The following is a 23,637-nucleotide window of genomic DNA, read 5'->3' as shown; positions in this document are numbered from 1 at the left end:
GGGGAGCGGTGCCTAGCCTCGGAGCAGGACGGCGGACGCCGCCCGCGGAGGGACATCATGCGGATCGCGATCGTCGGAGCGACGGGCAACCTGGGCACGGCCCTGCTGAGGCGCCTCCAGCGGGAGGACGCGGTGACGGAGATCGTCGGGATCGCCCGGCGCGAGCCGCGACCCGGAGCGGACGAGTACCGCGACGTGCGCTGGCACGAGGTCGACGTGGCCTCGAGCGACGCGGAGCGGCAGCTGCGGGAGGCGTTCACCGGCGTGGACGCGGTCGTGCACCTGGCCTGGGCGCTGCAGCCGAGCCACGACGAGCCGTTCCAGCGCCTGGTCGACGTCGGCGGGACCGCGGCGGTGCTGGCGGCCGCGGCGGCGAGCGGAGTCGGCCAGGTCGCGGTGGCGTCGTCCGTCGGCGCCTACAGCGCGGCGCCGAAGAGCCTGCGCGTGGACGAGAGCTGGCCGACCGGCGGGCTGCACACCTCGACCTACAGCCGGCACAAGGCGGCGAACGAGCGCGCGATGGACGCCTTCGAGACGGAGCACCCGGAGGTGGTGCTCACCCGGCTGCGGCCGGGGCTGGTGTTCCAGCGCGGGGCGGCGACCGAGATCGCCGGGCTCTTCGCCGGCCCGCGGTACCCGACGCGCTGGCTGCGGGCGGTCCGGCCGCCGGTCCTGCCGCTGCCGCGGACGCTGATCTTCCAGGGCGTGCACGCCGACGACGTCGCGGACGCGTTCTGGCGCGCGCTCGATCGCCGGGCGGGCGGGGCCTTCAACATCGCCGCGGAGCCGGTGCTCACGCCGCAGCGGATCGCGGACGTCGTCGGCGCGCGGCTCGTGACGGTGCCCGCGGGGCTGCTCCGCTCGATCGTCACGGCGACCTGGCGGCTGCGGCTGCAGCGCACCGACGCGGGCTGGCTCGACATCGCGACGAACACGCCGGTCATGTCGACGGAGAAGGCGCGCACCGTCCTCGGCTGGGAGCCGACGACCACCGCCGAGGAGGCGCTGCGCGAGCTCCTCGACGGCCTCGCCGACCGCGCGACGGTCGCCGGCTCGCCGCCGCTGCGCGGCTGACCGCGGATCTCGATACGCCCTCTGCGAGGGCTACTCGATCAGCAGGGAACGGACCCTGCATCTCGGACGGGCAGCGCAGCGCGGTTCATGCTGGTCGAGTAGCGCGCAGCGCGTATCGAGACCCGCCCACCGGATGACGGTGGATCTCGATACGCCCTCTGCGAGGGCTACTCGATCAGCATGCAGAAGGCAGGCGTCCTTACTCCGCGGCGACGCGGATGAGCACCTTGCCCGTCACGCCGCTCTCGACGGCGTCGTGGGCGGCGGCGGTCTCCTCGAGCGGGAACCAGGTCAGCGGCAGGCCGGCCTCCTCGCCGACGGGCAGGGCGCCGTCGCGCAGGGCCGCGGTGATGTCCTCGGCCGCGGCCTGGAGCGGGGCCTCGCCGACCGTGTAGAGCAGCAGGCCCTGCCAGCGGGCGTTCTTGGCGAAGCTCGGCACGATCGGGATGGTGAACTCGTCGCCGTTGTTGTTCGCGTAGTAGCCGATGCTGCCGTGGTTCGCGAGCACCTCGACGTCGAGCGCGGCGTTCTGCGCCGGCGCGACCTCGACGATCTGCTGGACGCCGTCGGGGGCGATCTCGAGGATCCTCTCCGCGAGCTGCTCGTCCGGGTACTGCAGGACGTGCTGCGCGCCGGCGGCCGTCGCGAGCCGCGCCTTCGCGTCGCTGCTCACGGTGGCGATGACGGTCGCTCCGGCCCAGACCGCGAGCTGGATGGCGGCGTGACCGACCGCGCCCGCGCCGCCCTGCACCAGGACGGTGCGGCCTGCGAGCGCGCCGGGGGAGAGGCGGACGGGCCCCTCCTCGTGCACGGTCAGGGCGCGGTGCGCGGTCATCGCGGGGACGCCGAGGCTCGCTCCGAGCTCGGCGCCGATGCCCTCGGGGAGGCGCACGACGTGCTCGGCGGCGAGGACGGTCGACTCCTGCGCGGAGCCGGTCGGCCGCTGGTGGGCGGCGAGGTAGAACCAGACGTGGTCGCCCACGGCGAACCCGTCGACGCCCTCGCCGACGGCGTCGATCACGCCGGCGCCGTCCTGGTTGGGGACGACCTCGTCGAAGGGCGGCTCGCCGCCGGCGCGCGCCTTCCAGTCGGTCGGATTGACGCCGGAGACGAGGACGCGGACGCGCACCTCGCCGGCGCCCGGCGTGCCGGCCTCCCGGTCGACGAGCGAGAGGACGGAGGAGGAACCGGAGCGGGAGTAGACGATGGATCGCATAGGACCCAGAAGCCCCGCGAGCCGCCCCCTATTCCCGCGCACCCCGTCCCAGACGGCGAGATGCCACTTGTGTACGCGACACGCCGCGAAAGGCGTACACAAGTGGCATCTCGCGGGGAGGGGGAGTTACGAGCGGTCGCTGTCCTGCGTCACGTTCTCCTGCACCGCGTGCTTGGCCTCGCGGGCGGAGTCCTTGACGTCCTCGGCGGCGGATCCACCCGCCTCCTTGACGTTCTGCGCGGCGTCGGTCGCGGTGTCCTTCACCGAGGCGAAGGCCTGCTGCGCCGGCTTGCGCAGCTCGTTCGCGACGTCCTTCGCGGCACCGGTCACGGAATCGACGACGGGCTGCGCCTGCTCCTTGACCTTGCCGGCCGCGTCCTTCTCGGCGTCCGAGGCGGGGATGAGCGAGGCGATCAGGAGCCCGGCGCCGAAGGCCATCAGGCCCACCGCGAAGGGGTTGCCGTTCGCCTTGCTCTTCACCGATCCGGCCGTGCCGGAGAGCGAGTCGCCGGCATCGTGCGCCGAGCCCATCACCCGGTCGCGCACGGAGCCCACGGCCGCCTTGACCTTGTCGGTCTGGCGGTCGACGATCGCGCTCGGGCTGACCTTCTCGGCCAGCGCGTCCACGTCTCCGCCGAGCTCGAGCCGCGTGCGCTCGATGTCGGCCCGGATCTCCTCCGGAGTCTTGCTCTGTCCTGCGTCGTACGTCATCGTCCTGCCCCGTTCGGCTTGAGGGTTTCGGGAATCTGCTTGAGGGTGTCGACCGTCTCGGGGACTCCGTCGACCTGCTTGAGGCTCTTGCGGCCGACGGCGAAGAGGATCGCCGCGACGACGCCCCAGATCACGGCGACGATCACGCCCGACCAGCCGTTGCCGACCAGCGTCCCGAGCGCCCACCAGAGGGCGATCGAGAGGAAGAGCACGGCCATCAGCGCCGCGTAGCCCGCGCCGCCGAGGAGTCCGGCACCCTTCCCGGCCTTGCCGGCCGACTCCTTGATCTCGGCCTTCGCCAGCGCCATCTCCTGGCGGATCAGCGTCGAGAGGTCGCGGGAGACCTCGCCGAGCAGATCGCCCAGGGAGGTCGAGCCCGCGCGCTCTCCGGGCGTCGGCTCGGCGGAGGCGCGATGCGCGCCCAGCGGATCGCTCACGGCCGGGTTCCGTTCGGGAAGGCGTCGTAGCCGGGCGTGATCGGCGTGCTCAGCGGGTCGGCGACCGGCTCGGTCGGCGCGAAATCACCGCGCTCGTCGAACGAGGTCGTCGTGGTCGCGCCACCGGAGTAGTCCGCGGCGGCGGGAGCGGCGAACTCGGGTCCGGAGGTGTCCGCGGTCGCGGCCTTCTCGTCCTTCGCCTCGGCGGTCAGCGCGCGGACGAGGCGTCCGGCGACCAGGCCGGTCGCGGCGGCGATGAGGATGAACGCACCCGGACGGCGGCGCGCGAACGAGCGGACGTCGTCCAGCAGCTCGGAGGGGTTGCGGTTCTCGAGCCACGAGGCGACGCCCTGGACGCGCTCGGCGGCCCGCGAGACGAGCTTCGACGCCGCGTTGTCGTCGCCGCCCTCGCCGTTCGCGAGTGCGGTGAGGTCGTCGCTGAAGGCGCGGGCACCCTTGGCGGCGTTCTCCTTCTGGGCGTGCGCCTGCTCGGTGAGCTGGGTGCGGCTCTGGTCGAGGAGGTCCTTGACCTGCACCTTCGCCTCCTGGGCGACGTTGGCGGCCTCCTCCTTGCCGGTGGCGAGCACGTCGCCCGCGGCCTGCTTGGCGTCGCCGGCGACGGCGCCGGCCTGCTCCTTCGCAGCGCCCGCGGTCTCGGCGGCCTTCTCCTTGGCGGAGCCGGCGGCGTCCGAGACGCTGCCCGAGGTGCCACCGCCGACGCTGTGCGCGCCGGACGTCGTGTCCGTGGTCGTCGTGTCCGACGAGTACGGCTCGGAGGTGAGCGGTGCGTCGTAGGTGCTGTCGGTGCTGTCGGTGCTGTCGTACGAGGGGTCGGCGGCGCGGGCGTTCGCCGCGCCGTCTCCGAACGGAGGTGAAGCGGGATCGATGTTCGACATCGTCTGTCCCTTCCAGGATCGAGAAATGGTGGTCTGCGTGCCGGCGTCGCCAGTCTGGGCAGTGCGCCGCGCACCGAGATAGGGCGTAGCGGACTGAAGGCGTGAGGGCGTACCATCCCGCGCATCCGTGCTCTGACGCCGCTGCGGCGCTTCCCGGGCGTCGGCTCCGGATCCGGTGGACCGCGGCGTCAAGCCCTTCTCGTCGGCGAGGAGCGCTGCCTAGCGTCGAGGGGGACGGGGGCACGACCGCCCCGTCTCCGCTTCCGGAAAGGCACCCCATGCTCAGCACTCGACCGTCCCGCACCGTGCGCGTCCTCGGCGCGCTCGGCGCCTCCGCCCTGACCATCGGCCTGCTCGCGGGCTGCACCGGTGACGCGCAGACCCCGAACCAGTCCGGGAGCGCCGTGCCCACCAGCGCCGACGACGGCTCGACCCGCACGCCCACGATGGAGCCGACGCAGACCGCGCCGTCGGACACCGCGACGCCCGTCATGTGACCCGGCCGGGAGCGGGCAACCGACGATCGTGGCACCTCGGCGATCGTCCGGGCAAGCCCCTTCCGGCTCCCAGCCGACGAGCAGAAACGGCTCCTACCTTCGGGTGACAGTTCAGCGCACGACGATCACGAAGGAGGCACCGCTATGGGGCTCGATGACAAGATCAAGAACGCCGCTCAGGACATCGCCGGCAAGGCGAAGGAAGCCCTGGGCGACCACAAGAACGACGACAGCCTGAAGGCCGAGGGCCAGAAGGACCAGGCCTCGGCCTCCGCGAAGAAGACCGGCGAGGACATCAAGGACGTCTTCAAGTAGGTCTACCCCGCACCACGACTCAGGCGGCGCCCCCTCGGGGACGCCGCCTTCGTCGTGTCCCGGCGGAGGGATCTCGATACGCCGCGTGCCGCGGCTACTCGATCAGCATGAGGCGGCGCCGCGCGCGCTTCGGCATGTGCACCCCATGCCGACGCATCGGCGCGTGCGCTCGATGTCGACGCATCGGCGCGTGCGCTCCATGCTGGTCGAGTAGCGCCGCCAGGCGCGTATCGAGACCCACGCCTGCAGACGGTGGATCTCGATACGCCGCGTGCCGCGGCTACTCGATCAGCATGAGCGATCCCTGCTGGTCGAGCAGCGCCGCCGGGCGCGTATCGAGACCCGGCGCCGCCTCTACGGCTGCAGGACGACCTTGATGCAGCCGTCCTCCTTCTTCTGGAACGTCTCGTAGAGGCCGGGGGCGTCCTCGAGGGGGGCACGGTGGGTGACGAGGTCGTTGACGCCCAGCGGGTCGCTCGAGTCCTCGACCAGCGGCAGCAGGTCGTCGATCCAGCGCTTCACGTTGCACTGGCCCATCGTCAGGGTGATCTGCTTGTCGAACATCGACTTCAGCGGCAGCGGGTCCGCCTCGCCGCCGTAGACACCGCTCAGCGAGACCGTGCCGCCGCGGCGCACCAGGTCGAGCGAGGAGACGACCGCGGCGAGCCGGTCGACGCCGACCGTGTCCATCGCCTTCCGCGCGATCGGGTCGGGGAGCAGCCCGGCGACGGTCTGCGCGAACGAGCCCATCGGCGAGCCGTGCGCCTCCATGCCGACCGCGTCGACGACGGAGTCGGGGCCGCGGCCCTCGGTGAGGTCGCGCAGCTGGTCGTTGATGTCGTCCGTGAAGTCGAAGACCTCGATGCCGTGCCGGGCGGCCATCGCGCGGCGCTCGGCGACCGGGTCGACCGCGAGCACGCGGTAGCCCTTGTGCGCGCCGATGCGGGCGGCGAACTGGCCGACCGGGCCGAGGCCGAAGACGACGAGCGAGCCGCCGTCGGGCACGTTCGCGTACTCGACGCCCTGCCAGGCCGTCGGCACGATGTCGCTGAGGAAGAGGTAGTTCTCGTCCGGCAGGACGGTGTCGACGACGACGGTGTTGTAGTCGGCGAGCGGCACGCGGAGGAACTCCGCCTGGCCGCCGGGGACCTGGCCGTACATCTTCGTGTAGCCGAAGAGCGAGGCTCCGGAGCCGTACTCGGTCACCTGGGTGGTCTCGCACTGCGACTGCAGGCCGCGACGGCACATGAAGCACTCGCCGCAGGAGATGTTGAACGGGACGACGACGCGGTCGCCGACCTTGAGTTTGGTGATGCCCGCGCCGACCTCCTCGACGACGCCCATCGGCTCGTGGCCGAGGATGTCGCCCTTGTCGAGGTACGGGCCGAGCAGGCGGTACAGGTGCAGGTCGGAGCCGCAGATGGCCGTCGAGGTGATCCGGACGATGGCGTCCGTCGGCTGCTGTATGCGGGGATCGGGAACCGTCTCGACCGAGACCTTCTCGACGCCCTGCCACGTGAGTGCGCGCATGCTTCCTCCTTCTCCCGGCGCGGACGCCGGTGGTTCTCCGGCGCTCGCCGGATGCGTGTTCCAGGCGACACCCGGTGACGCGGAGCCGGGAGGGGGTTGACGGCCGGACCGGGGCGGTTCGGAGGCGATTCCCGGGGCGCTCCCGTCGGCGGCGGCGATGTCGAGAGGACGTGCACCCGACGCTCACCCCGCTCCCGGCCGCGCAGTGGTGTGATGGAGGGATGGATGCTCTCTACACCGCCATCGCCCACGCCTCCGGTGGAGGACGCGACGGCCACGTCCGCACCGAGGACGACCGGCTCGACCTCGACACCCGCCCGCCCCAGGAGCTCGGCGGCTCCGGCGAGGGCACGAACCCCGAGCAGCTCTTCGCCGCCGGCTTCGCGGCCTGCTTCCTCAGCGCGCTGCACGGCTCCGGCAAGGCGCTCTCGATCGACACCACCGACGCGCAGGTGTCGGCGAGCGTCTCGATCGGCAAGAACGACGACGGCGGCTTCGGCCTCGCCGTCGAGCTCGACATCTACGTGCCGAAGGCGAGCTCGGAGGACGCGCACGCCGTCGCCGAGAAGGCGCACACCATGTGCCCGTACTCGAACGCGACCCGCGGCAACGTGGACGTCGTCCTCAACATCGTCGACTGACGCCCCTTCTCCTCGAAGGCCCCTGCCCGGTGACGGCGGGGGCCTTCGTCGTGCCGCCGCCTTCGGCTCGTGATTCCGGCTCGGGCTCGCGGGAATCGCGGGATTCGACGTGCCGGAAGCGTTTGTGCGTGCCGGGGGTCGGTGGGGTCGAGCTTTGGCTCGCGATTCTGGCTGGGGCTCGTGGAAATCGCGAGATTTCGCGTGCCCGGGGTGTTTCTGCGTGCCGGAGCTTGGCGGGGGTCGAGCTCCGGCTCGTGATGACGGGTCGAGCTCGCGGGAACTGCGGCTTTCGGCGTGCCGGAGGTGCCTCCGCGAGCCGGAGGTCTGCCACGGCAGGAGTGCGTCGTGCCCGTCCGTTAGGGTCGGAGGCATGATCGAGGAACCGTCGCGCGAGGGGTCGGACGCCGAGGCGCTGGCCGAGCTCGAGCAGATCCGTCAGAGCATCGACAACATCGACGCGGCGCTGATCCACCTGCTCGCCGAGCGCTTCAAGTTCACGCAGAAGGTCGGGCGGCTGAAGGCGGCGCACGGGCTGCCGCCCGCCGACCTCGAGCGCGAGTCGCGCCAGATCGCGCGGCTGCGGGCCCTGGCGGAGGACGCGCACCTCGACCCGGCCTTCGCGGAGAAGTTCCTCGGCTTCATTGTCGCCGAGGTCATCCACCACCACGAGCAGATCGCGAGCGGCGCGGCGGACTGACGCTCGCGGCGGGTTCGCTCGGGTGGGTCTCGATACGCCCCTTCGGGGCTACTCGACCAGCAGGGGTGCGGGCCTCCGGCGGCTGCTCGACCAGCATGGATGGGCGCCCGCCCGACATGCTGGGCGGCCGCTCACCGAGCGGCCCCGCTTCATGCTGATCGAGTAGCCCGCGGAGCGGGCGTATCGAGATCCACCAGCGTCAGGAGCGGAGTCTGCAGACCCGGCCTGTTGACGACGGCCGGTCTCGATACGCCGCCTGCGGCGGCTGCTCGACCAGCATGGGGGGCGCCTGCGGCGGCCGCTCCGTGATGCTGGACCTCTTGACCCCTCCCGCGAGATGCCACTTGTGCACGCTCGACACGGCGTGTCGCGTGCACAAGTGGCATCTCGCGGAGGGGAGAAGTCAGGCCTCGACGGGGCGGGTCAGGGCGCGGACCGAGGTGACGCGGCGGCGGGCGATGGCGGCGACCGTCAGCAGCAGGCCGAAGAGCAGCCAGATCAGCAGGCCGACGACTGCGGCGCCGACGCCGCCGGTGCCCTCGACCACGCCGGCCAGCGCGTTCTGCGCGGCGGAGAGCGGCAGGAAGGCGAGGGCGTCGTCGAAGACGCCCGGAACGGTCGAGATGATGCCGGCGCCGAGGCCGATCACCGCGGCGACCATCGAGACGAAGCGCCCGAGCCCGCCGAGCAGGGCGACCAGGCCCTGGTTCACGGCGGCGAAGGACGCCCCTGCGAGCATCGCCAGCGCGGCGAAGCCGAACCAGGTCACGAGGTCCAGGCTCGCGACCGCGCTCATCACGATCGCGACGGCGAGGCCCTGCACGAGTCCGATCACGAGGGCCGGCACGTACGAGGACAGCGCCAGCGCCGCGGAGGAGCGGGTCGAGGAGAGCGCGCGGTGCGAGAACGCGGCGAGCACGAGGAAGGTCGCCAGGGCGCCGAGCCAGAGCGCGATCGTCGCGAAGAAGGGCACGCTCGACGCTCCGAAGAGGTCAGTGCTGCCGCTCGAGTTCTCGACCGGGTCGGAGACGACGTCGGCGAGGTTCTGCGACTCCGATTCCGTGTAGGTCGGCAGCTGGGCCACGGCCGCGTCGAGGCCGGTGGCGAGGGAGCGGGTGCCGTCGGCGAGCTGGAGGGCGCCGTCCGAGACTCCGCCCGCGCCGTCGGCGAGCTGTCGTGCTCCGTCGGCCGCCGAGGAGGCGCCGGTCGAGAGCTGCGCGGCGCCGTCCGCGGCCGAGGTCGCGCCGGTCGCGAGCTGGCGGGCGCCGTCGGCGGCGGAGGAGGCGCCGGTGGCGAGCTGGGATGCTCCGCCGGCCGCCGTGGCGGCTCCGGTCGAGAGCTGGCCCAGGCCGCCCGCGAGGGCGGTCGCTCCGTCGGCGACGCCGCGCGCTCCGGCGGCCGACTGCGCGGTCCCGGCGACGAGCGACGGCTGACCGTTCGCTCCGTCGTTGATGCCGGCCGAGATGCCCGCGGCGTACTGCGCGGTCGCGCCCGCCTGGTAGAGCGCGCCGGCCTGGTTCGTGGTGTCGAGCTGGCTGCCGGCTTCCGCGAGGATGGCGGCGCAGACGGGGTCGGTCGCGGCGCAGGACTGCGCGAGCGCGGCGATGGTGCCGAGCGAGGTGCCGGTGGTGGTCGCGGACCGGGCGGCGAGCCCGGAGGCGGTCGCGGCGGTGTCGCCCAGCGCCGAGACTCCCGCGGCGAGACCGTCGAGCCCGTCGGCGAGCGAGCCCGCCCCCGTCGCGAGCTGCGTCGCGCCGTCGGCCGACTGCTGCGCGCCGGTCGCGAGCTGCGAGACGCCGCCCGAGAGGTCGGAGGCACCGGTGCCCACCTGCGCGACGCCGTCCGCCAGGGACGACGCGCCGGTGCCGAGCTGCGCGACGCCGTCGGAGAGCCCGGACGCGCCGGTCGCGAGATCGTCGATGCCGTCCGCGAGCGTGCTGGTGCCGTCGGCGAGCGTGGAGGCGCCGGTGCCGAGCTGGTCGGCGCCGTCCGCGAGGGTGCCGGCGCCGTCCGCCGCCTGGCCGATCTGCTCGTTCAGGGTGTTGAAGCCGACGTAGATGTTCTCGAGGTAGGCGGTGGTGAGCTGCGTGTTCAGCAGCGCCGTCGCCGTGCTGGTGACCGTCGCCGAGATGGCGTCGTCGACGAGCTTCGCCTTCTCGCTGGTGGCGATGTCGATCGTGGCCTTCGTCGCGGCGGCGGCGTCTCCGGCGTAGGAGGTCGCGGCGGCCGAGAACGAGGACGGGATGGTGACGACGGTCGCGTAGCTGCCGTCGGCGAGGCCCTTCGCCGCGTCGTCCTTGTCGGTGAGGACCCAGGTGAAGTTGCCGGTCGAGTCGGAGCCCGAGACGTTCGCCGCGGGGCTCGAGGAGGGGGAGGGAGTGACGGACGCGGAGGGCGTGGGCGTCGCCGCGTCCGTCTCCCCGCCGGTGACGAGCCCGGCCGCGAGCTGGCGGCCGAGCGGCACGGTCTGCCCGTTGAGCTCGACGGGGGTGTCCTCGTTCACGACCGCGGCCGTGATGGTGTCGAGGCGCTCGGTCGGGTTCCACAGCGCCCAGACGAGCAGGCCGCCGATGACCAGCGGGACGAGGACGATGCCGAGAAGGGTCACCCAGGACACCTTCTTGACGCCGCGGGGGCGTTCGAGGGAGAAGAGAGCCATCTGTCAGCGGACCTTCGCGATAGCGCGGCGCTCGGCCGCGGGGGAGACCGCGAGCTCGCCGCGGTCGGTGGGGAGGAGGTCGTCGAGCGCGTCCGCGTCGACGGAGGAGGCGATCACCGTGAAGGAGTGCTCCTTCTGCGCGGCCTTTGCGCGGGCCCGGTCGAGCTCGGCGCGGATGCCGTCGCGCAGCTGCGGATCGGTGACGGTGTCGAGGTCGTCGAGCGCCAGCAGCGGCGGGGCCGTCTCGAGCGCCGCGCGCACCTCGGCCACCGGATCGGCCGCGCCGGCGAGCCGGACGAGTCCGACCCGGCCGCGGACCGCGGAGGAGCGGATCGGCACGACGAGGCCGTCGACCTTGAGCCGGCCGGCGTCGGGGGCGAGGCGCCCCGCGATCGTCAGCAGCAGCGCGGTGCGGCCCGAGCGGTGCGGGCCGTGCACGACGAGCGCGCCGCCCGCGGGCACCCGCACGTCGACGTCGCGGTAGACCGGGCCGTCGGGACCGTCGAGGCACAGCCCCTCGGCCGCGACCGCGTCGGTGGCGCCGGGCTCGGGCCAGTCGGCGAGCGCGAGCTCCTTGGTCAGGCCCTCGCCCTCCACGTCGAAGGAGGGGAGCACCCGGTCGAGCCAGCGCGGCATGTGCCAGGCGCGGTCGCCGAGGAGGTGCAGCACCGCGGGCACGAGCGTCATCCGGACGATGAAGGCGTCGACGAACACGCCCACCGCCAGGCCGAGCGCGATCGGCTTGATGTTGGTGTCGCCCTCCGGCACGAACGCCGCGAAGACGGAGAACATGATGATCGCCGCCGCGGTCACGACCTTCGCCGAGCCGACGAAGCCCGACTCGACCGCCGCGCGGGCCGGACGGCCGTGCACGTAGTCCTCGCGCATCCGCGAGACGAGGAACACCTCGTAGTCCATCGCCAGCCCGAAGAGCACGCCCATCAGGATGATCGGCATGAAGCTGATGATCGGGCCGGTCTTGTCCACGTGCAGCGCATCGGCGAACCAGCCCCACTCGAAGACCGCCGCGACGGCGCCGAAGGACGCGCCGACGGAGAGCAGGTAGCCGAGCGTCGCCTTGAGCGGCACCCAGAGCGAGCGGAAGACCATCGTCAGCAGCACCAGCGAGAGCCCGACGACCAGCAGGCCGAACGGCAGCAGCGCGTTCGCGAGGGTGTCGGAGATGTCGATGCCGACCGCGGTCTGCCCGGTGACAGCGAGGTCGACCCCGTAGGTCTCCTCGAAGTAGTCGTGCTTGTCGCGGATCTCGGCGACGAGCGCCTTGGTGGCCTCGGAGTCGGGGCCGCCCTCGGGGATCACCTGGATGATCCCGGTGTCGGCGGTCTCGTTCGGGGTGGCGAGCGGCACGGAGGCGACGCCGTCCAGGCCCTCGATCTCGGTCTTGAGGTCGGCCATCAGGCCGAGCGGATCGGTCGAGCCGATGATCGTGCCGGTGACGATGAGCGGGCCGTTGTAGCCGGGGCCGAAGTTCTCGGCGAGCAGGTCGTAGGTGTCGCGCGCGGGTGTGCCCTCGGCCTGGTAGCCGGCGTCCGGCAGGGCGAGGCGGAGGCTGAGCGCCGGGATCGACGCCATGCCGAGTACGCCGACGACGGCGATGATCGTGAGGATCGGGAAGCGGGTGACGACGCGCACCCAGCCGCGGAAGAAGCCGCGCGGGACCTCGGCGTGCACGTGCGAGCCGGGGGAGGGGGCGGTCGCGTCCTCGGCGGCGTCGGGGTCGGTGTGGGCGCCGGTGGTGACAGCGGCCTTCTCGGCGCCGGAGGTCGCGGCGGCCTGCTTCGCGGCGGCCTTCTTCGCCTTCCGCTCCTTCGGCCGCAGGCGCTCGCCGGCGAAGCCGAGCAGCGCGGGGGTGAGCGTGAGCGCGATGACCACGGCGATGGCGACTCCGCCCGCCGCCGCAATGCCCATCGTGGTGAGGAACGGGATGCCCGCGACCGAGAGGCCGGCGAGCGCGATGATGACGGTCAGGCCGGCGAAGACGACAGCGGAGCCGGCGGTCGCGGTCGCGCGGGCGGCCGACTCCTCCGGCGCCATGCCCTGCTTCAGCTGGTCCTGGTGCCGGCTGATGATGAAGAGCGCGTAGTCGATGCCGACCGCGAGGCCGAGCATCAGCGCCAGCAGCGGCGTGGTGGAGGAGATCGAGGCGAAGCGGGTCGCGATGAAGATCGCGGACATCGAGAGCGCGACGCCGAGCAGCGCGGTCACCAGTGGCATGCCGGCGGCGAGGAACGAGCCGAAGGTGAGCACCAGGACGACCAGCGCCACGAGGAGGCCGATCCCCTCGGTGACGGTGACGCCGGGCAGGCTCTGGGAGAAGAGGTCGCCGCCGAGCGAGACCACGGCGCCCGCGGGGAGCGCGTCCTGGAGGGTGGTGGCCTCGGCCTGGAGCGCGTCCCGCGACGCCTCGGAGGTCGTGGTGGCGGAGCCGTCCATCTGCGTGGTGATGACCAGCGCGTTCCCGGCCTCGGAGATCGTGCCCTCGACGGTGTCGGAGTAGGGGTCGGTGACCGCGGCGACGCCGTCGATCCCCTCGAGCGCGGTGACCGCCTCGCCGACTGGGCCGCTGATGTCCGCGTCCTGGACGCTGCCGCCGTCGGGAGCGACGACGACGTAGCGCGCCGAGGTGCCGCTGACCTGCGGGAAGGTGCGCTCGAGCTGGTCCAGCGCGGTCTGCGACTGGGTGCCGGGGATGGAGAACGTGTTGTCCGTGCCCTGGTTGAGCAGCAGCGCGCCGCCGCCCGCGAGGACGACGACGGCGAGCCAGAGGACGGCGACCAGCCGGTGGGCGCGGAACACCCAGCGGCCGAGTCGGTAGAGCATCGACGACACGCGTGTCTCCTGACGACGGGGGAGCGGAAAGGGACACGACTCTGTGCTCGGAGAGCGCGGTCGTGCCGTCAGCACGAACGCGCGGGAGGCGACGTGCTCGATGCACGACCGTGCCCGATACACGAACGTATCCGATACGCGAATGTATCCGATACAGTGATGTATCTCAACACCGCCGACGCCCGCCCGGGAAGGACTCAGGATGACCGACTCCGTCGAGACCTCCCGCAGAGGCCGGACGCGCGAGCGGCTCCTCGACGCCGCGTACGACGTCTTCGCCGAGACCGGCGTGCACACCGCCTCGGTCGAGCAGATCTGCGAGCGCGCGGGGTTCAGCCGCGGCGCCTTCTACTCCAACTTCTCCACGAAGGAGGAGCTGTTCTTCGCGCTGATGCAGCGGGAGAACGGCGCCCGCCTGGACGGCCTGGTCGAGCAGATGGGGCGCACGATCCCCAAGGTCGCCGAATCGGACGAGCCGCTGACTCCCGAGACGCTCGCGGTCGTCATCCTCGACTTCCTGCAGGGGCCGTTCACCGACAGCCGGCGCTGGTGCGTCGTGCAGTCCGAGTTCGAGCTGCTCGCGCTGCGCGACGCCGCGATCGCTCCGCAGTACAGCGCCTTCCGGGCGGGCTTCGACGCGACCCTCGTCGACATCGTGCGGGGGGCGCTGCAGCAGGTGCACCGCGACTTCTCGCTGGCGCCGACCACGGCCGTCCGCCTGCTGATCGCGAGCTACGACGACGCGGTCAAGACCTCGATCCTCGAGGGCGACTCGGAGGAGGCCGCGCTCGAGCGGCTCCGGGCGACGCTCACCGACGTGGTGCTGGCGATCTCGGCGGAGTGCTAGGCCGGGTGGGCCGGTCCGCCGGGCGCGGAGCCGTCGGGCGCTGGGTCGTCAGGCGCTGAGCCGTCGGGCGCTGAGCCGTCGGGCGCTGAGCCGCCGGCGCAACCGGTCCCGGTGGTGCCCGCGCGCGAGGAGGATGGACCCATGGAACTGCGCCAGCTCGAACACTTCCTCGCCGTCGCGAAGGAGCAGCACTTCACCCGCGCGGCGAGCGCCCTGCAGATCTCGCAGTCGGGCCTGTCGGCGTCGATCCGGGCGCTCGAGAGCGAGCTGGGCAGCCCGCTGTTCACCCGGAGCACCCGCCGGGTCGAGCTGACGCCGGCCGGCCGGGCGATGCTCGCGGAGTCGGAGCAGTCGGTCGCCAGCGCGCTCGCCGCCCGCGACGCCGTGCTGGCGGTGCAGGGCGTGCTGCGGGGGAGTCTCGCCGTCGGCACCGAGGAGTGCCTGGGCGGCGTGCACCTGCCGCGCGAGCTCGCGACCTTCCGGGAGCAGCACCCGGGCGTCGGGCTGCGGCTGACCCACGACGGGTCCGGCACGCTGCTCGACGCGGTGGGCAGCGGGCGCCTCGATCTCGCGCTGGTCGCCGACATCGGCGCGGTGCCGGCGGGAGTGGTCACGCGGCCGCTCGCCAGCGAGGGCTTCGCGGTGCTCGCGCATCCGGAGCATCCGCTGGCCGACCGGCCGGTCTGCCGCATCCCCGACCTCGAGGGGCAGACGATCGTCGGCCTGCAGGAGCACTGGGGCGCGAGCCACCTCGCGGCCCAGGCGTTCGCCGCGCACGGGCTGGCGTTCGAGGTGGAGCTCGAGGTGAACGACGTGCACACCCTGCTCGACCTCGTCGAGTACGGCATGGGCGTGGCCGTCGTGCCGGCGCACTTCGCCGAGAAGCGTCCGGCCGGCCTGCGCGCGGTGCCGCTGGAGGACCCGCTGCTCGTCTGGCGCACCATGGTCGCCCTCCCCGAGCGGCCGACGGCCGCGGCCCGCGCCTTCGTCGCGGCCCTGCCGGCCGCCGCCGCCGCCCGCTGACCGACGGCCCGCGCGGGGCCCCTTCCCTGCTGATCGAGCAGTCCTCGGAGCCGCCCCTTCATGCTGATCGAGGAACCCGCAGAGCGGGTCCTGCATGTTGATCGAGTAGCCCGCGAAGCGGGCGTATCGAGATCCACGCTCGTCCGGAGCGTGGGTCTCGATACGCGCTGCGCGCTACTCGACCAGCATGGGCCGCCTGCTGACCGAGGAACCCGCGGGGCGGGTCCTCCATGTCGATCGAGTAGCCCGCGAAGCGGGCGTATCGAGATCCGCCGCGCTCAGTCGAGCGAGGCGAGCTCCTCCGCGGTCAGCTCGAGGTCGGCCGCCGTGGCGGAGTCGCGGATGCTCTCGGGGCGCGACGATCCCGGGATCGGGATGACGGTGGGCGACTTCGCCAGCTCCCAGGCCAGGCAGACGACCTGCGGCGAGACGTCGTGCGCCTCGGCGACGGTGGCGAATGCCGCGAACGACGTGCCCAGCTCGGCGGCCGAGGTGATGCCGCCCAGCGGGCTCCACGGCAGGAAGGCGAGGCCCAGCTCGGCGCAGAGCTCGAGCTCCGGCTCGCTGGAGCGGAACTTCGGCGAGAACTGGTTCTGCACCGAGACCAGGCGGTCGCCGAGGATCCCGTGCGCCTCGCGGATCTGGTCCGGGTCGGCGTTCGAGATGCCGGCGCGGAGGATCACTCCCTCGTCGAGCAGCTCGGCGAGCGCGCCGATCGAGTCCGCGTAGGGCACCTCGGGGTCGGGGCGGTGGTACTGATAGAGGTCGATCGCGTCGACGCCGAGGCGCTGCGCGGAGGCGCGGGCCGCCTCCTTGAGGTACTCGGGGCGGCCGTCCTGCGTCCACACTCCCGGCTCGGGGCGGAGGTGCCCGCCCTTGGTGGCGACGAGCACCCCGGAGGTGTCGCCGCCGTAGCCGCGGAGCGCCTCCGCGATGAGCAGCTCGTTGTGGCCGAGGTCGGCGTCGCCGCCCTGGTGGTAGGCGTCCGCCGTGTCGATGAGGGTGACGCCGGCGTCGAGGGCGGCGTGGATCGTGGCGATCGACCGCTCGCGGTCGGGGCGGCCCTCGATCGACATCGGCATGCCGCCGAGTCCGATGCTGCCGACGCTGATGTCGCCGATGCTGCGCTGCTTCATGGGGTCTCTTTCCAGGTAGGGGGTGTCATCGGACGGGAGATCGACATGGTGGTCGAGTAGCCCCGCAGGGGCGTATCGAGACCCACCGTTGTCAGAGGGGCGGGTCTGCGGACTCTGCTTCCGGCGGTGGTGGATCTCGATACGCCCGCTGCGCGGGCTACTCGATCAGCATGAGATGTGCCCGCTGCGCGGGCTGCTCGATCAGCATGAAAGGGGAGCGCCCCGCTCGATCAGCATGCGGGCGCGGGCAGGCCGCTCACCAGGCGTAGTCCTCCGGCGCCGTGCGGTGTCCGGGGAAGATCTCGTCGAGGCGGGCCAGGTCGGCGGGCTCGAGCGCGATGTCGACGGCGGCGACGGCGCTCTCGAGCTGCTCCATCGTGCGCGGGCCGGTGATCGGACCGGTGACACCCGGCTGGTGCAGCAGCCAGGCGAGCGCGAGCTCCCCCGGCGCGATGCCGCGCTCGCGGGCGAAGGCCTCGTACTGCTCCAGCGCGGGGCGGTTCTTCTCGATCGCCTCGAGCGAGCGGGCGGAGGCGCGACGGCTGCCCGACTCCGTCTTCTCGATCACGCCGCCGAGCAGTCCGCCCTGCAGCGGCGACCAGGGGATGACGCCGAGCCCGTAGTGCTGCGCGGCGGGCAGGACCTCACGCTCGATGTCGCGCACGAGCAGGTTGTAGATGGACTGCTCGGAGGAGAGGCCGGTGAAGCGGCGGTCGCGCGCCGCCTCCTGCGCCTGCGCGATGTGCCAGCCGGCGAAGTTGCTCGAGCCGACGTAGAGGACCTTGCCCTGCTGCACGGCGACCTCCATCGCCTGCCAGATCTCGTCCCACGGCGTCGTGCGGTCGACGTGGTGGAACTGGTACAGGTCGATGTGGTCGGTCTGGAGGCGGCGCAGGCTGTCGTCGAGCGCGCGGCGGATGTTGAGGGCAGAGAGCCGCCCGCCGTTGGGCCAGGAGTCGCGACCGCGTTCGGCGCCGGGAGCGGCGTGCTGCTCCATGTCGCCGTAGAGCTTGGTCGCGAGGACGGTGCGCTCGCGGCGCTCGCCGCCCTGCGCGAACCAGCGGCCGACGATCTCCTCCGTCGCGCCGCGTCCGCCCTCGCCGCCGTAGACGTTCGCGGTGTCGAAGAAGTTGACGCCGAGCTCGTGCGCGCGGTCCATGATCGCGAACGAGTCGGGCTCGCTGGTCTCCGGGCCGAAGTTCATGGTGCCCAGGACGGCGCGGGAGACGGACAGACCGGTGCGGCCGAGATTCGTGTACTGCATGCCTCCAGTTGACGCCGTCGCGGGCCCGGTGTCCAACAGGCGTCGGCGATGGGATTCAGCGGGGGAGGAGGTCAATCGCGCTGCGGGTTAGAGTCTGGGAGTGGCATCGAAGACGACTCAGCGCATCGTGATCGTGCTCGCGAGCACCCTCCTGCTCGCCGGCTGCACGTCGGCGGCCGACATCCCCGACGCGGCGCCGACCGCCGAGGCCGGTGCGGCGAGTTCCGCGACCGCCACGAGTGCGCCGAGCGCCGACGCCGGTCCGCGTCCCGTGCCGAGCGTCTCGCTCGCGCCGGTGCCCGTCGCCGCGACCGGCGAGTGCGTGATCTCCGACCTCGCCGGCGGCGGCTCGATCGGCGACGTCGACCTCGAGGTCGTGCGCGACCGGGGGACCCGCGAGGGCGCGGCCGGGACGGTGCGCCCCGCGACCGACGGCACGCCCGCCGCGTACGTCGTCGCGGCCGGGGACAATCCCGCCCGCATCGCCGACCGCTTCTGCGTCAGCGCCGACTACCTCGACGCCCTGAACTCCGTCCGCCGCGACGGCGTCAACCTGAGCAGCCTCTTCGGCGGCGACACCCTCAACCTCAGCCCGTCGACGGTGCTGACCGTCGGCGACCAGAACGGCCGCGTCCTCGACAACGCCGAGCCCGAGCCGCTGCCGACCCAGGCCGGCTGACCCGGCCCTCGCATGCTGATCGAGTAGCCCGCGGAGCGGGCGTGCCGAGATCCTGCGCAGTCGGGGCTGCAGTCCCGCCCTGCTGGCGATGGTGGGTCTCGATACGCCCCTGCGGGGCTACTCGACCAGCATGCAGGCGGTACCCGTCTCCGTGTGGCCGAGGTCGGGCGCATTCATGCTGATCGAGTAGCCCGCGGAGCGGGCGTATCGAGATCCACCGTCACCGGGAGTCGGGTCTGCAGTCCCGCCCTGCTGGCGGTGGCGGGTCTCGATACGCCCCTGCGGGGCTACTCGACCAGCATGGGCGGCGTGTCGGTCAGAGCCCGATCACGCCGACGAGCACGGCCGAGAGGGCGACCGTGCCGGCGAAGCCCGTGGTCCGGGCCCGGCGCTTCGACGGGTCCTCGAGCCAGGGGAGGGCGTGCCAGCGCACGACGGCGCCGAACGCCCCGGCCGCCGCCAGCGCCACGAGCGCGAACCACGGCACGAGGGACACGAGCGTCCAGTCGGCGAGCACCCGCACCAGCAGCAGCACGAGCGCCGATTCGACGCCGCGGGTGAGCACGCGCAGGCGATCGCGGTCGAGGTGCTTCGCCGTGCGGCGCCAGGGGATGCTCCCGAGCGCGAAGCGGCCGACGGTGAAGACCGTGACGGCGAGGGCGATCAGGGTGGCGAGGATCATGCCTCCTCCTCCAGGACGTGGGCGAGCAGGTCGAGGCCGAGCGCGTCGACCGAGGTCGCGGTGCTCGAATTCACGAAGACGGCGACGCCGCGCTCCCGGTCCATCGCGAGCATGGTCGCGTAGCCGGCGGTGCCGCCGTTGTGCCAGGTCGTCGAGCCGCCGCCCTCCGCCGGGGAGGTGAACCAGGCGAGGCCGATGCGGTCGCCGTCGCCGGCGTCGAAGCGCGGCTCGAGGACGGTCGCGGCCGGGACGCCGAGCGCCGGGTCGTCGGTGAGCAGGGCGCGCGCGTACCGCGCCATGTCCGCGGCGGTCGAGCGGACGCCTCCGGCCGGTGCGTAGCCCTCGAGTGTCCACGGGCCGACCGAGCGGCCGCTCTCGGAGTAGCCCGTGGGCGCGTCCGGCGCGAGCGCGTCCGCCGAGACGGGGGCCGAGCTGCCGGTCATCCCGAGCGGCGTGAAGATCCGCTCCTGCACGAGGTCGGCGTAGTCGGCTCCCTCCGCCCGGGCGAGGGTCTGCCCCAGGACGGCGACACCGAGGTTGGAGTAGGCGACCTCGTCCGTCCCGCCGCCGGCGCTCGCCGCCTGGCGCAGGACGTCGTCCGGCGAGAAGGTCGTGTACGGATCGACGCCGCGCAGCTGCGCGACGAGCGTCGCCGCCAGGTCGAGCGGCGCCGAGGACAGGCGCGGGAGCCCGGAGCGATGGCTCGCCAGCTCCTCCAGCGTGCCGTCGAAGCCGCCCAGCTCCGCGTGGTCGCCGGCGCGATCGGTGAGGGCGACCGTCCCGGCGTCGGCGCTCTGCGCGAGGAGCAGCGCCGTCATCGTCTTGGTCACCGAGCCGATCTCGACCTCCGTGCTCTCGTCGGCGCCGAGTCCGGCGAAGCGGACGCCGTCGGGAGTGACGACGGCGGCGACGAGCCGGTCGCGTGTGCCGTCGGCCTGCTCGGACAGCCACTGGGCGATCGCGGCGTCGCCGGTGCGCTCGTCCGAGAGCCGGGGTGCCGCCGGGCGCAGCAGCACCCCTCCGGCGAGGACGGCGACGGCCGCGGCGGCGGCGATCACGCGGGTTCGGGTTCTCATCGGGGACCTCCTGCGGCCAGAAGGATCGTCAGCAGGGGCACCAGCCGCTCGGGCGGGATGCCGTAGCGCCCGCGGCCGCGCGCCTCGAGCCAGCCCGCCGCGACCAGCTGGTTGACGTGGTGGTAGATCTGGCCGGTCGTGCCCGCGCCCTCGCTCTCGGCGAGCTGCGCGACCGTCTCGACTCCGCCCGCGACGGCCTGCAGGAAGCGCAGCCGCACCGGGCTGCCCAGCGCGGCCAGCGCCGCCGGGCCCGGGCTCGACCCCCAGTCGCGCTCGAAGAACGCGTCGGTGCTGAGGCCGTACTGCCACTCGACCGGCCCGGCCGGAGTGGCGACGGCGCCCGCGAAGACGACCCCGCCCGGCGAGGGCAGCCGCTCCTTGAGCGCGCTGAGCGCCCAGAACGGGTCGTCCTGCGCCGGGGCGCCGGTGGCGGCGGTGCCGGGAGGAGCCGCGACGAGCGCTTCCCCCTCGAGCCGCGCCACCCGCTCCCGCAGCTCGTCGAGCTCGCCGGCGAGATCACGTTCGGAGGTCATACCTCCACTATTGCAAACATTCCGTAATCCCGGAACCCCGGCACTGCTCCCGCGCGCCCATTCCTCAAGAGTTGTCGTACGCGCTTCCCGAGTACGACAACTTCTGCGCACCCGAGATGCACCCGCGGAGACTCGCCCGCCCCACTCCTCAAAAGTTGCGGTAGCGGCGCGCGACTACCGCAACTTTTGGAGAGTGGGGCGGGCGCTGCGGGCTCTGGGGCGCGGGCAGGCATGCGCGGGCACCCGCCGCGGGGCGCGGGCGAACGCGCGCGTCGACTCCTCAAAAGTTGCGGTAGCGGCGCGCGACTACCGCAACTTCTGGAGGCTCGGCTGGAGGCCCCGGCGGGCTGTGCGGGCGAGTCCTCCGAAGTTGCGGTAGTCGAGCGCGACTACCGCAACTTTTGAGGGGTGGGGCGGGCTCCGGAGCGGAGCCGCCCGGCGTCAGGCGAAGCGGGACGGCAGCACGGCGCCGTTCACGGCGCGCAGCTCCTCGAGCGGCACCGTGAAGAGGCCCTGGACCTCGACGACGGGGGACTCGGCGTCGGTGACGCCGATCCGGAGCACGGGGTAGCCGCGGCCCTCGCAGAGCCCGCGGAACTTCACGTCGTCCTCGCGCGGCACCGACACGAGCACGCGGCCGGTCGACTCCGAGAAGAGGGCTGCCGTGGCGTCGACGCCGTCGCGCTCCATCAGCTCGTCGAGCCAGATCCGCACGCCGACGCCGAAGCGCATCGCGGACTCGGCCAGCGCGACGACGAGTCCGCCGTCGGCGAGGTCGTGCGCGGAGGCGATCAGCGACTCGGTCGAGCCGGCCGCGATCAGCTCGGCGAGCGACTTCTCGGCGGTGAGGTCGAGCTGCGGGGGACGCCCGCCGAGGTGGTCGTGCACGGTGCCCGCCCAGGCGGAGCCGTCGAGCTCGTCGCGGGTGACGCCGAGGAGGTAGACGTTGTCGCCCTCGTCCTGCCAGCCGGAGGGGATGCGGCGGGCGACGTCGTCGATGACGCCGAGCACGCCGACGACGGGGGTCGGGAAGATCGGCACGTCGCCGGTCTGGTTGTAGAACGAGACGTTGCCGCCGGTGACGGGGATCTCGAGCTCGAGGCAGGCGTCGGCGAGCGCGCCGACGGCCTCGCGGAACTGCCACATCACCTCGGGGTTCTCCGGGCTGCCGAAGTTGAGGCAGTCCGAGACGGCGACGGGGGTCGCTCCGGTGACGGCGACGTTGCGGAACGCCTCGGCGAGCGCGAGGCGCGCGCCCTGCGCGGGGTCGAGCTGGCACCAGCGGCCGTTGGCGTCGGTCGCGACGGCGAAGCCCAGTCCGGACTCCTCGTCGACGCGGACCATGCCGCCGTCGTCGGGGTAGCTCAGCGCGGTGTTGCCGAGCACGTAGCGGTCGTACTGCGAGGTGATCCAGCTCTTGTCGGCGAGGTTCGCGGAGCCGAGCAGCGCGAGGGTCTCGGCGCGCAGGGCGTCGCCCTCGGTCGAGCGCGGCAGTCGCGAGGAGGAGTCGGCCTGCAGGGCGTCGAGCCAGGCGGGGTAGGCGATCGGGCGCTCGTAGACCGGGCCGTCGACGGCGACGGTGCGCGGGTCGACGTTCACGATCTCCTCGCCGTGCCAGTTGATGATGAGCCGGCCGGAGTCGGTGACCTCGCCGAGCACGCTGGTCTCGACGTCCCACTTGCGGACGACCTCGAGGAACGCGTCGAGCTTCTCGGGGCGGACGACCGCCATCATCCGCTCCTGCGACTCCGACATCAGGATCTCCTCGGCCGTCAGCGAGGGGTCGCGCAGCAGCACCGAGTCGAGCTCGATGAACATGCCGCCGTCGCCGTTCGAGGCGAGCTCGGAGGTGGCGCAGGAGATGCCGGCCGCGCCGAGGTCCTGGATGCCCTCGACGAGGTCCTTGCGGAACAGCTCGAGGCAGCACTCGATGAGCACCTTCTCGGCGAACGGGTCACCGACCTGCACGGCCGGGCGCTTGGTCGGGCCGCCGTCGGCGAAGCTGTCGGAGGCGAGGATCGACGCGCCGCCGATGCCGTCGCCGCCGGTGCGCGCGCCGAAGAGCACGACCTTGTTGCCGACGCCGCGGGCGTTGGCGAGGTGCAGGTCCTCGTGGCGGAGGACGCCCACCGCGAGGGCGTTGACGAGCGGGTTGCCCTGGTAGACGGAGTCGAAGTACGTCTCGCCGCCGATGTTCGGGAGGCCGAGGCAGTTGGCGTAGAAGGAGATCCCGGCGACCACGCCGTGCACGACGCGGGCGGTGTCCGGATCGTCGATGTCGCCGAAGCGCAGGGCGTCCATCACGGCGACGGGGCGGGCGCCCATCGAGATGATGTCGCGGACGATGCCGCCGACTCCGGTGGCCGCGCCCTGGAACGGCTCGATGTAGCTGGGGTGGTTGTGGCTCTCGATCTTGAAGGTGACGGCCCAGCCCTCGCCCACGTCGACCACTCCGGCGTTCTCGCCCATGCCGACCATGAGGTTCTTCTTCATGGCAGGCGAGACCTTCTGCCCGAACTGGCGGAGGTACATCTTCGACGACTTGTAGGAGCAGTGCTCGCTCCACATCACCGAGTACATCGCCAGCTCGCCGCTCGTGGGGCGCCGGCCGAGGATCTCGCGGATGCTCGCGTACTCGTCGGGCTTCAGCCCCAGCGCCGCGTAGGGCTGCTCCTTCTCGGGAGTGACGGCCGCGTTCGCGGTGGTGTCGGGAACGGCGATGCGGGCGTCTGCGGTGCGGCTGTCTGCCATGTGCTGGAGGCTCCAGGAGAGAGGGTGGGGATGCGCGACGATCCTACCGGGGCGGGCGCTCGGCGCTCGGGGGCGGCCTCCGGGCGTCCTGCCCGTCGATCGGGCACCGCCTAGGATCGGCCG

At 72.7% G+C, this 23,637-nt stretch carries 21 protein-coding genes; 8 read left to right on the top strand and 13 right to left on the bottom strand.

Features of this window, described 5'->3' with window-relative positions:
• Positions 1 to 57: 57 nt before the first annotated feature.
• Positions 58 to 1,074 (top strand): NAD-dependent epimerase/dehydratase family protein, encoded by a 1,017-nt coding sequence (locus EDF45_RS10240; protein WP_123736264.1) that lies wholly within the window; start codon positions 58 to 60, stop codon positions 1,072 to 1,074.
• 199 nt (positions 1,075 to 1,273) lie between these two features.
• Here the strand turns inward: EDF45_RS10240 and EDF45_RS10235 are convergent, their stop codons facing one another.
• From EDF45_RS10235 to EDF45_RS10220, 4 genes are all read right to left on the bottom strand, one after another.
• Entirely contained in the window at positions 1,274 to 2,290 is a 1,017-nt protein-coding gene (locus EDF45_RS10235; RefSeq protein ID WP_123736265.1) for an NADPH:quinone reductase, read from the bottom strand.
• A 126-nt stretch (positions 2,291 to 2,416) separates the two neighbouring features.
• The gene (locus EDF45_RS10230) at positions 2,417 to 3,001 is read right to left on the bottom strand and encodes a DUF3618 domain-containing protein (RefSeq protein WP_123736266.1); all 585 of its coding nucleotides are present in this window, start codon (positions 2,999 to 3,001) and stop codon (positions 2,417 to 2,419) included.
• Positions 2,998 to 3,438, bottom strand: a complete 441-nt coding sequence (locus EDF45_RS10225; RefSeq protein WP_372487831.1) for a phage holin family protein — start codon at positions 3,436 to 3,438, stop codon at positions 2,998 to 3,000. The genes EDF45_RS10230 and EDF45_RS10225 overlap by 4 nt, the downstream gene beginning before the upstream one ends.
• Positions 3,435 to 4,334, bottom strand: a complete 900-nt coding sequence (locus EDF45_RS10220) for a hypothetical protein (RefSeq protein ID WP_123736267.1) — start codon at positions 4,332 to 4,334, stop codon at positions 3,435 to 3,437. The genes EDF45_RS10225 and EDF45_RS10220 overlap by 4 nt, the downstream gene beginning before the upstream one ends.
• 278 nt (positions 4,335 to 4,612) lie before the next feature.
• On the opposite strand from EDF45_RS10220, the gene EDF45_RS10215 reads away from it, so the two are divergent.
• Both EDF45_RS10215 and EDF45_RS10210 read left to right on the top strand, forming a co-directional pair.
• Complete coding sequence (locus EDF45_RS10215; RefSeq protein WP_123447108.1) at positions 4,613 to 4,831, top strand: hypothetical protein; 219 nt, start codon at positions 4,613 to 4,615, stop codon at positions 4,829 to 4,831.
• A 144-nt stretch (positions 4,832 to 4,975) separates the two neighbouring features.
• The gene (locus EDF45_RS10210) at positions 4,976 to 5,146 is read left to right on the top strand and encodes a CsbD family protein (RefSeq protein WP_123736268.1); all 171 of its coding nucleotides are present in this window, start codon (positions 4,976 to 4,978) and stop codon (positions 5,144 to 5,146) included.
• Positions 5,147 to 5,500: 354 nt separating this feature from the next.
• On the opposite strand, the gene EDF45_RS10205 is transcribed toward EDF45_RS10210, so the two are convergent.
• A complete protein-coding gene (locus EDF45_RS10205) occupies positions 5,501 to 6,676 on the bottom strand; it encodes a zinc-dependent alcohol dehydrogenase (protein WP_123736269.1) in 1,176 nt (391 codons plus the stop codon).
• 221 nt (positions 6,677 to 6,897) lie between these two features.
• On the opposite strand from EDF45_RS10205, the gene EDF45_RS10200 reads away from it, so the two are divergent.
• Positions 6,898 to 7,317, top strand: a complete 420-nt coding sequence (locus EDF45_RS10200; protein WP_123736270.1) for an organic hydroperoxide resistance protein — start codon at positions 6,898 to 6,900, stop codon at positions 7,315 to 7,317.
• Between the two features lie 370 nt (positions 7,318 to 7,687).
• On the top strand, positions 7,688 to 8,014 hold the full coding sequence (locus EDF45_RS10195) for a chorismate mutase (protein WP_123447104.1): 327 nt from the start codon (positions 7,688 to 7,690) through the stop codon (positions 8,012 to 8,014).
• A gap of 403 nt (positions 8,015 to 8,417) precedes the next feature.
• On the opposite strand, the gene EDF45_RS10190 is transcribed toward EDF45_RS10195, so the two are convergent.
• Together EDF45_RS10190 and EDF45_RS10185 are read right to left on the bottom strand one after the other, a co-directional pair.
• A complete protein-coding gene (locus EDF45_RS10190) occupies positions 8,418 to 10,673 on the bottom strand; it encodes a YhgE/Pip domain-containing protein (RefSeq protein ID WP_123736271.1) in 2,256 nt (751 codons plus the stop codon).
• A gap of 3 nt (positions 10,674 to 10,676) precedes the next feature.
• Positions 10,677 to 13,514, bottom strand: a complete 2,838-nt coding sequence (locus EDF45_RS10185) for an MMPL family transporter (RefSeq protein ID WP_311316340.1) — start codon at positions 13,512 to 13,514, stop codon at positions 10,677 to 10,679.
• Positions 13,515 to 13,725: 211 nt separating this feature from the next.
• Here EDF45_RS10185 and EDF45_RS10180 point away from each other — a divergent pair, with 211 nt between their 5' ends.
• Positions 13,726 to 14,370 carry a TetR/AcrR family transcriptional regulator gene (locus tag EDF45_RS10180; RefSeq protein ID WP_123736272.1) on the top strand — a complete coding sequence of 215 codons (645 nt, stop codon included), beginning with the start codon at positions 13,726 to 13,728 and terminating at the stop codon, positions 14,368 to 14,370.
• 141 nt (positions 14,371 to 14,511) lie between these two features.
• Complete coding sequence (locus tag EDF45_RS10175; RefSeq protein ID WP_123736273.1) at positions 14,512 to 15,393, top strand: LysR family transcriptional regulator; 882 nt, start codon at positions 14,512 to 14,514, stop codon at positions 15,391 to 15,393.
• A gap of 278 nt (positions 15,394 to 15,671) precedes the next feature.
• Here the strand turns inward: EDF45_RS10175 and EDF45_RS10170 are convergent, their stop codons facing one another.
• Positions 15,672 to 16,529 carry an aldo/keto reductase gene (locus EDF45_RS10170; RefSeq protein ID WP_123736274.1) on the bottom strand — a complete coding sequence of 286 codons (858 nt, stop codon included), beginning with the start codon at positions 16,527 to 16,529 and terminating at the stop codon, positions 15,672 to 15,674.
• Between the two features lie 256 nt (positions 16,530 to 16,785).
• Entirely contained in the window at positions 16,786 to 17,793 is a 1,008-nt protein-coding gene (locus EDF45_RS10165) for an aldo/keto reductase (protein WP_123705988.1), read from the bottom strand.
• Positions 17,794 to 17,893: 100 nt separating this feature from the next.
• Between EDF45_RS10165 and EDF45_RS10160 the strand changes: the two genes are divergently transcribed.
• Positions 17,894 to 18,472, top strand: coding sequence for a hypothetical protein (locus EDF45_RS10160; protein ID WP_123736275.1), 579 nt, complete (start codon positions 17,894 to 17,896; stop codon positions 18,470 to 18,472).
• A gap of 316 nt (positions 18,473 to 18,788) precedes the next feature.
• On the opposite strand, the gene EDF45_RS10155 is transcribed toward EDF45_RS10160, so the two are convergent.
• The 4 genes from EDF45_RS10155 to purL form a co-directional block, all read right to left on the bottom strand.
• Complete coding sequence (locus EDF45_RS10155; RefSeq protein WP_123736276.1) at positions 18,789 to 19,154, bottom strand: hypothetical protein; 366 nt, start codon at positions 19,152 to 19,154, stop codon at positions 18,789 to 18,791.
• Entirely contained in the window at positions 19,151 to 20,230 is a 1,080-nt protein-coding gene (locus EDF45_RS10150; RefSeq protein WP_123736277.1) for a serine hydrolase, read from the bottom strand. The genes EDF45_RS10155 and EDF45_RS10150 overlap by 4 nt, the downstream gene beginning before the upstream one ends.
• Positions 20,227 to 20,763 (bottom strand): helix-turn-helix transcriptional regulator, encoded by a 537-nt coding sequence (locus EDF45_RS10145; protein ID WP_123736278.1) that lies wholly within the window; start codon positions 20,761 to 20,763, stop codon positions 20,227 to 20,229. Before EDF45_RS10145 ends, EDF45_RS10150 begins: the two co-directional genes overlap by 4 nt.
• 441 nt (positions 20,764 to 21,204) lie before the next feature.
• Positions 21,205 to 23,514 carry a phosphoribosylformylglycinamidine synthase subunit PurL gene (gene purL / locus EDF45_RS10140; RefSeq protein WP_123736279.1) on the bottom strand — a complete coding sequence of 770 codons (2,310 nt, stop codon included), beginning with the start codon at positions 23,512 to 23,514 and terminating at the stop codon, positions 21,205 to 21,207.
• Positions 23,515 to 23,637 lie beyond the last annotated feature (123 nt).

It is taken from the genome of Rathayibacter sp. PhB186, assembly GCF_003751825.1.
In the GTDB taxonomy this organism is placed as follows: domain Bacteria; phylum Actinomycetota; class Actinomycetes; order Actinomycetales; family Microbacteriaceae; genus Rathayibacter; species Rathayibacter festucae.
The sequence above is the reverse complement of the archived record's forward strand: the minus strand, read 5'-3'. Positions and strand labels throughout refer to the sequence as shown.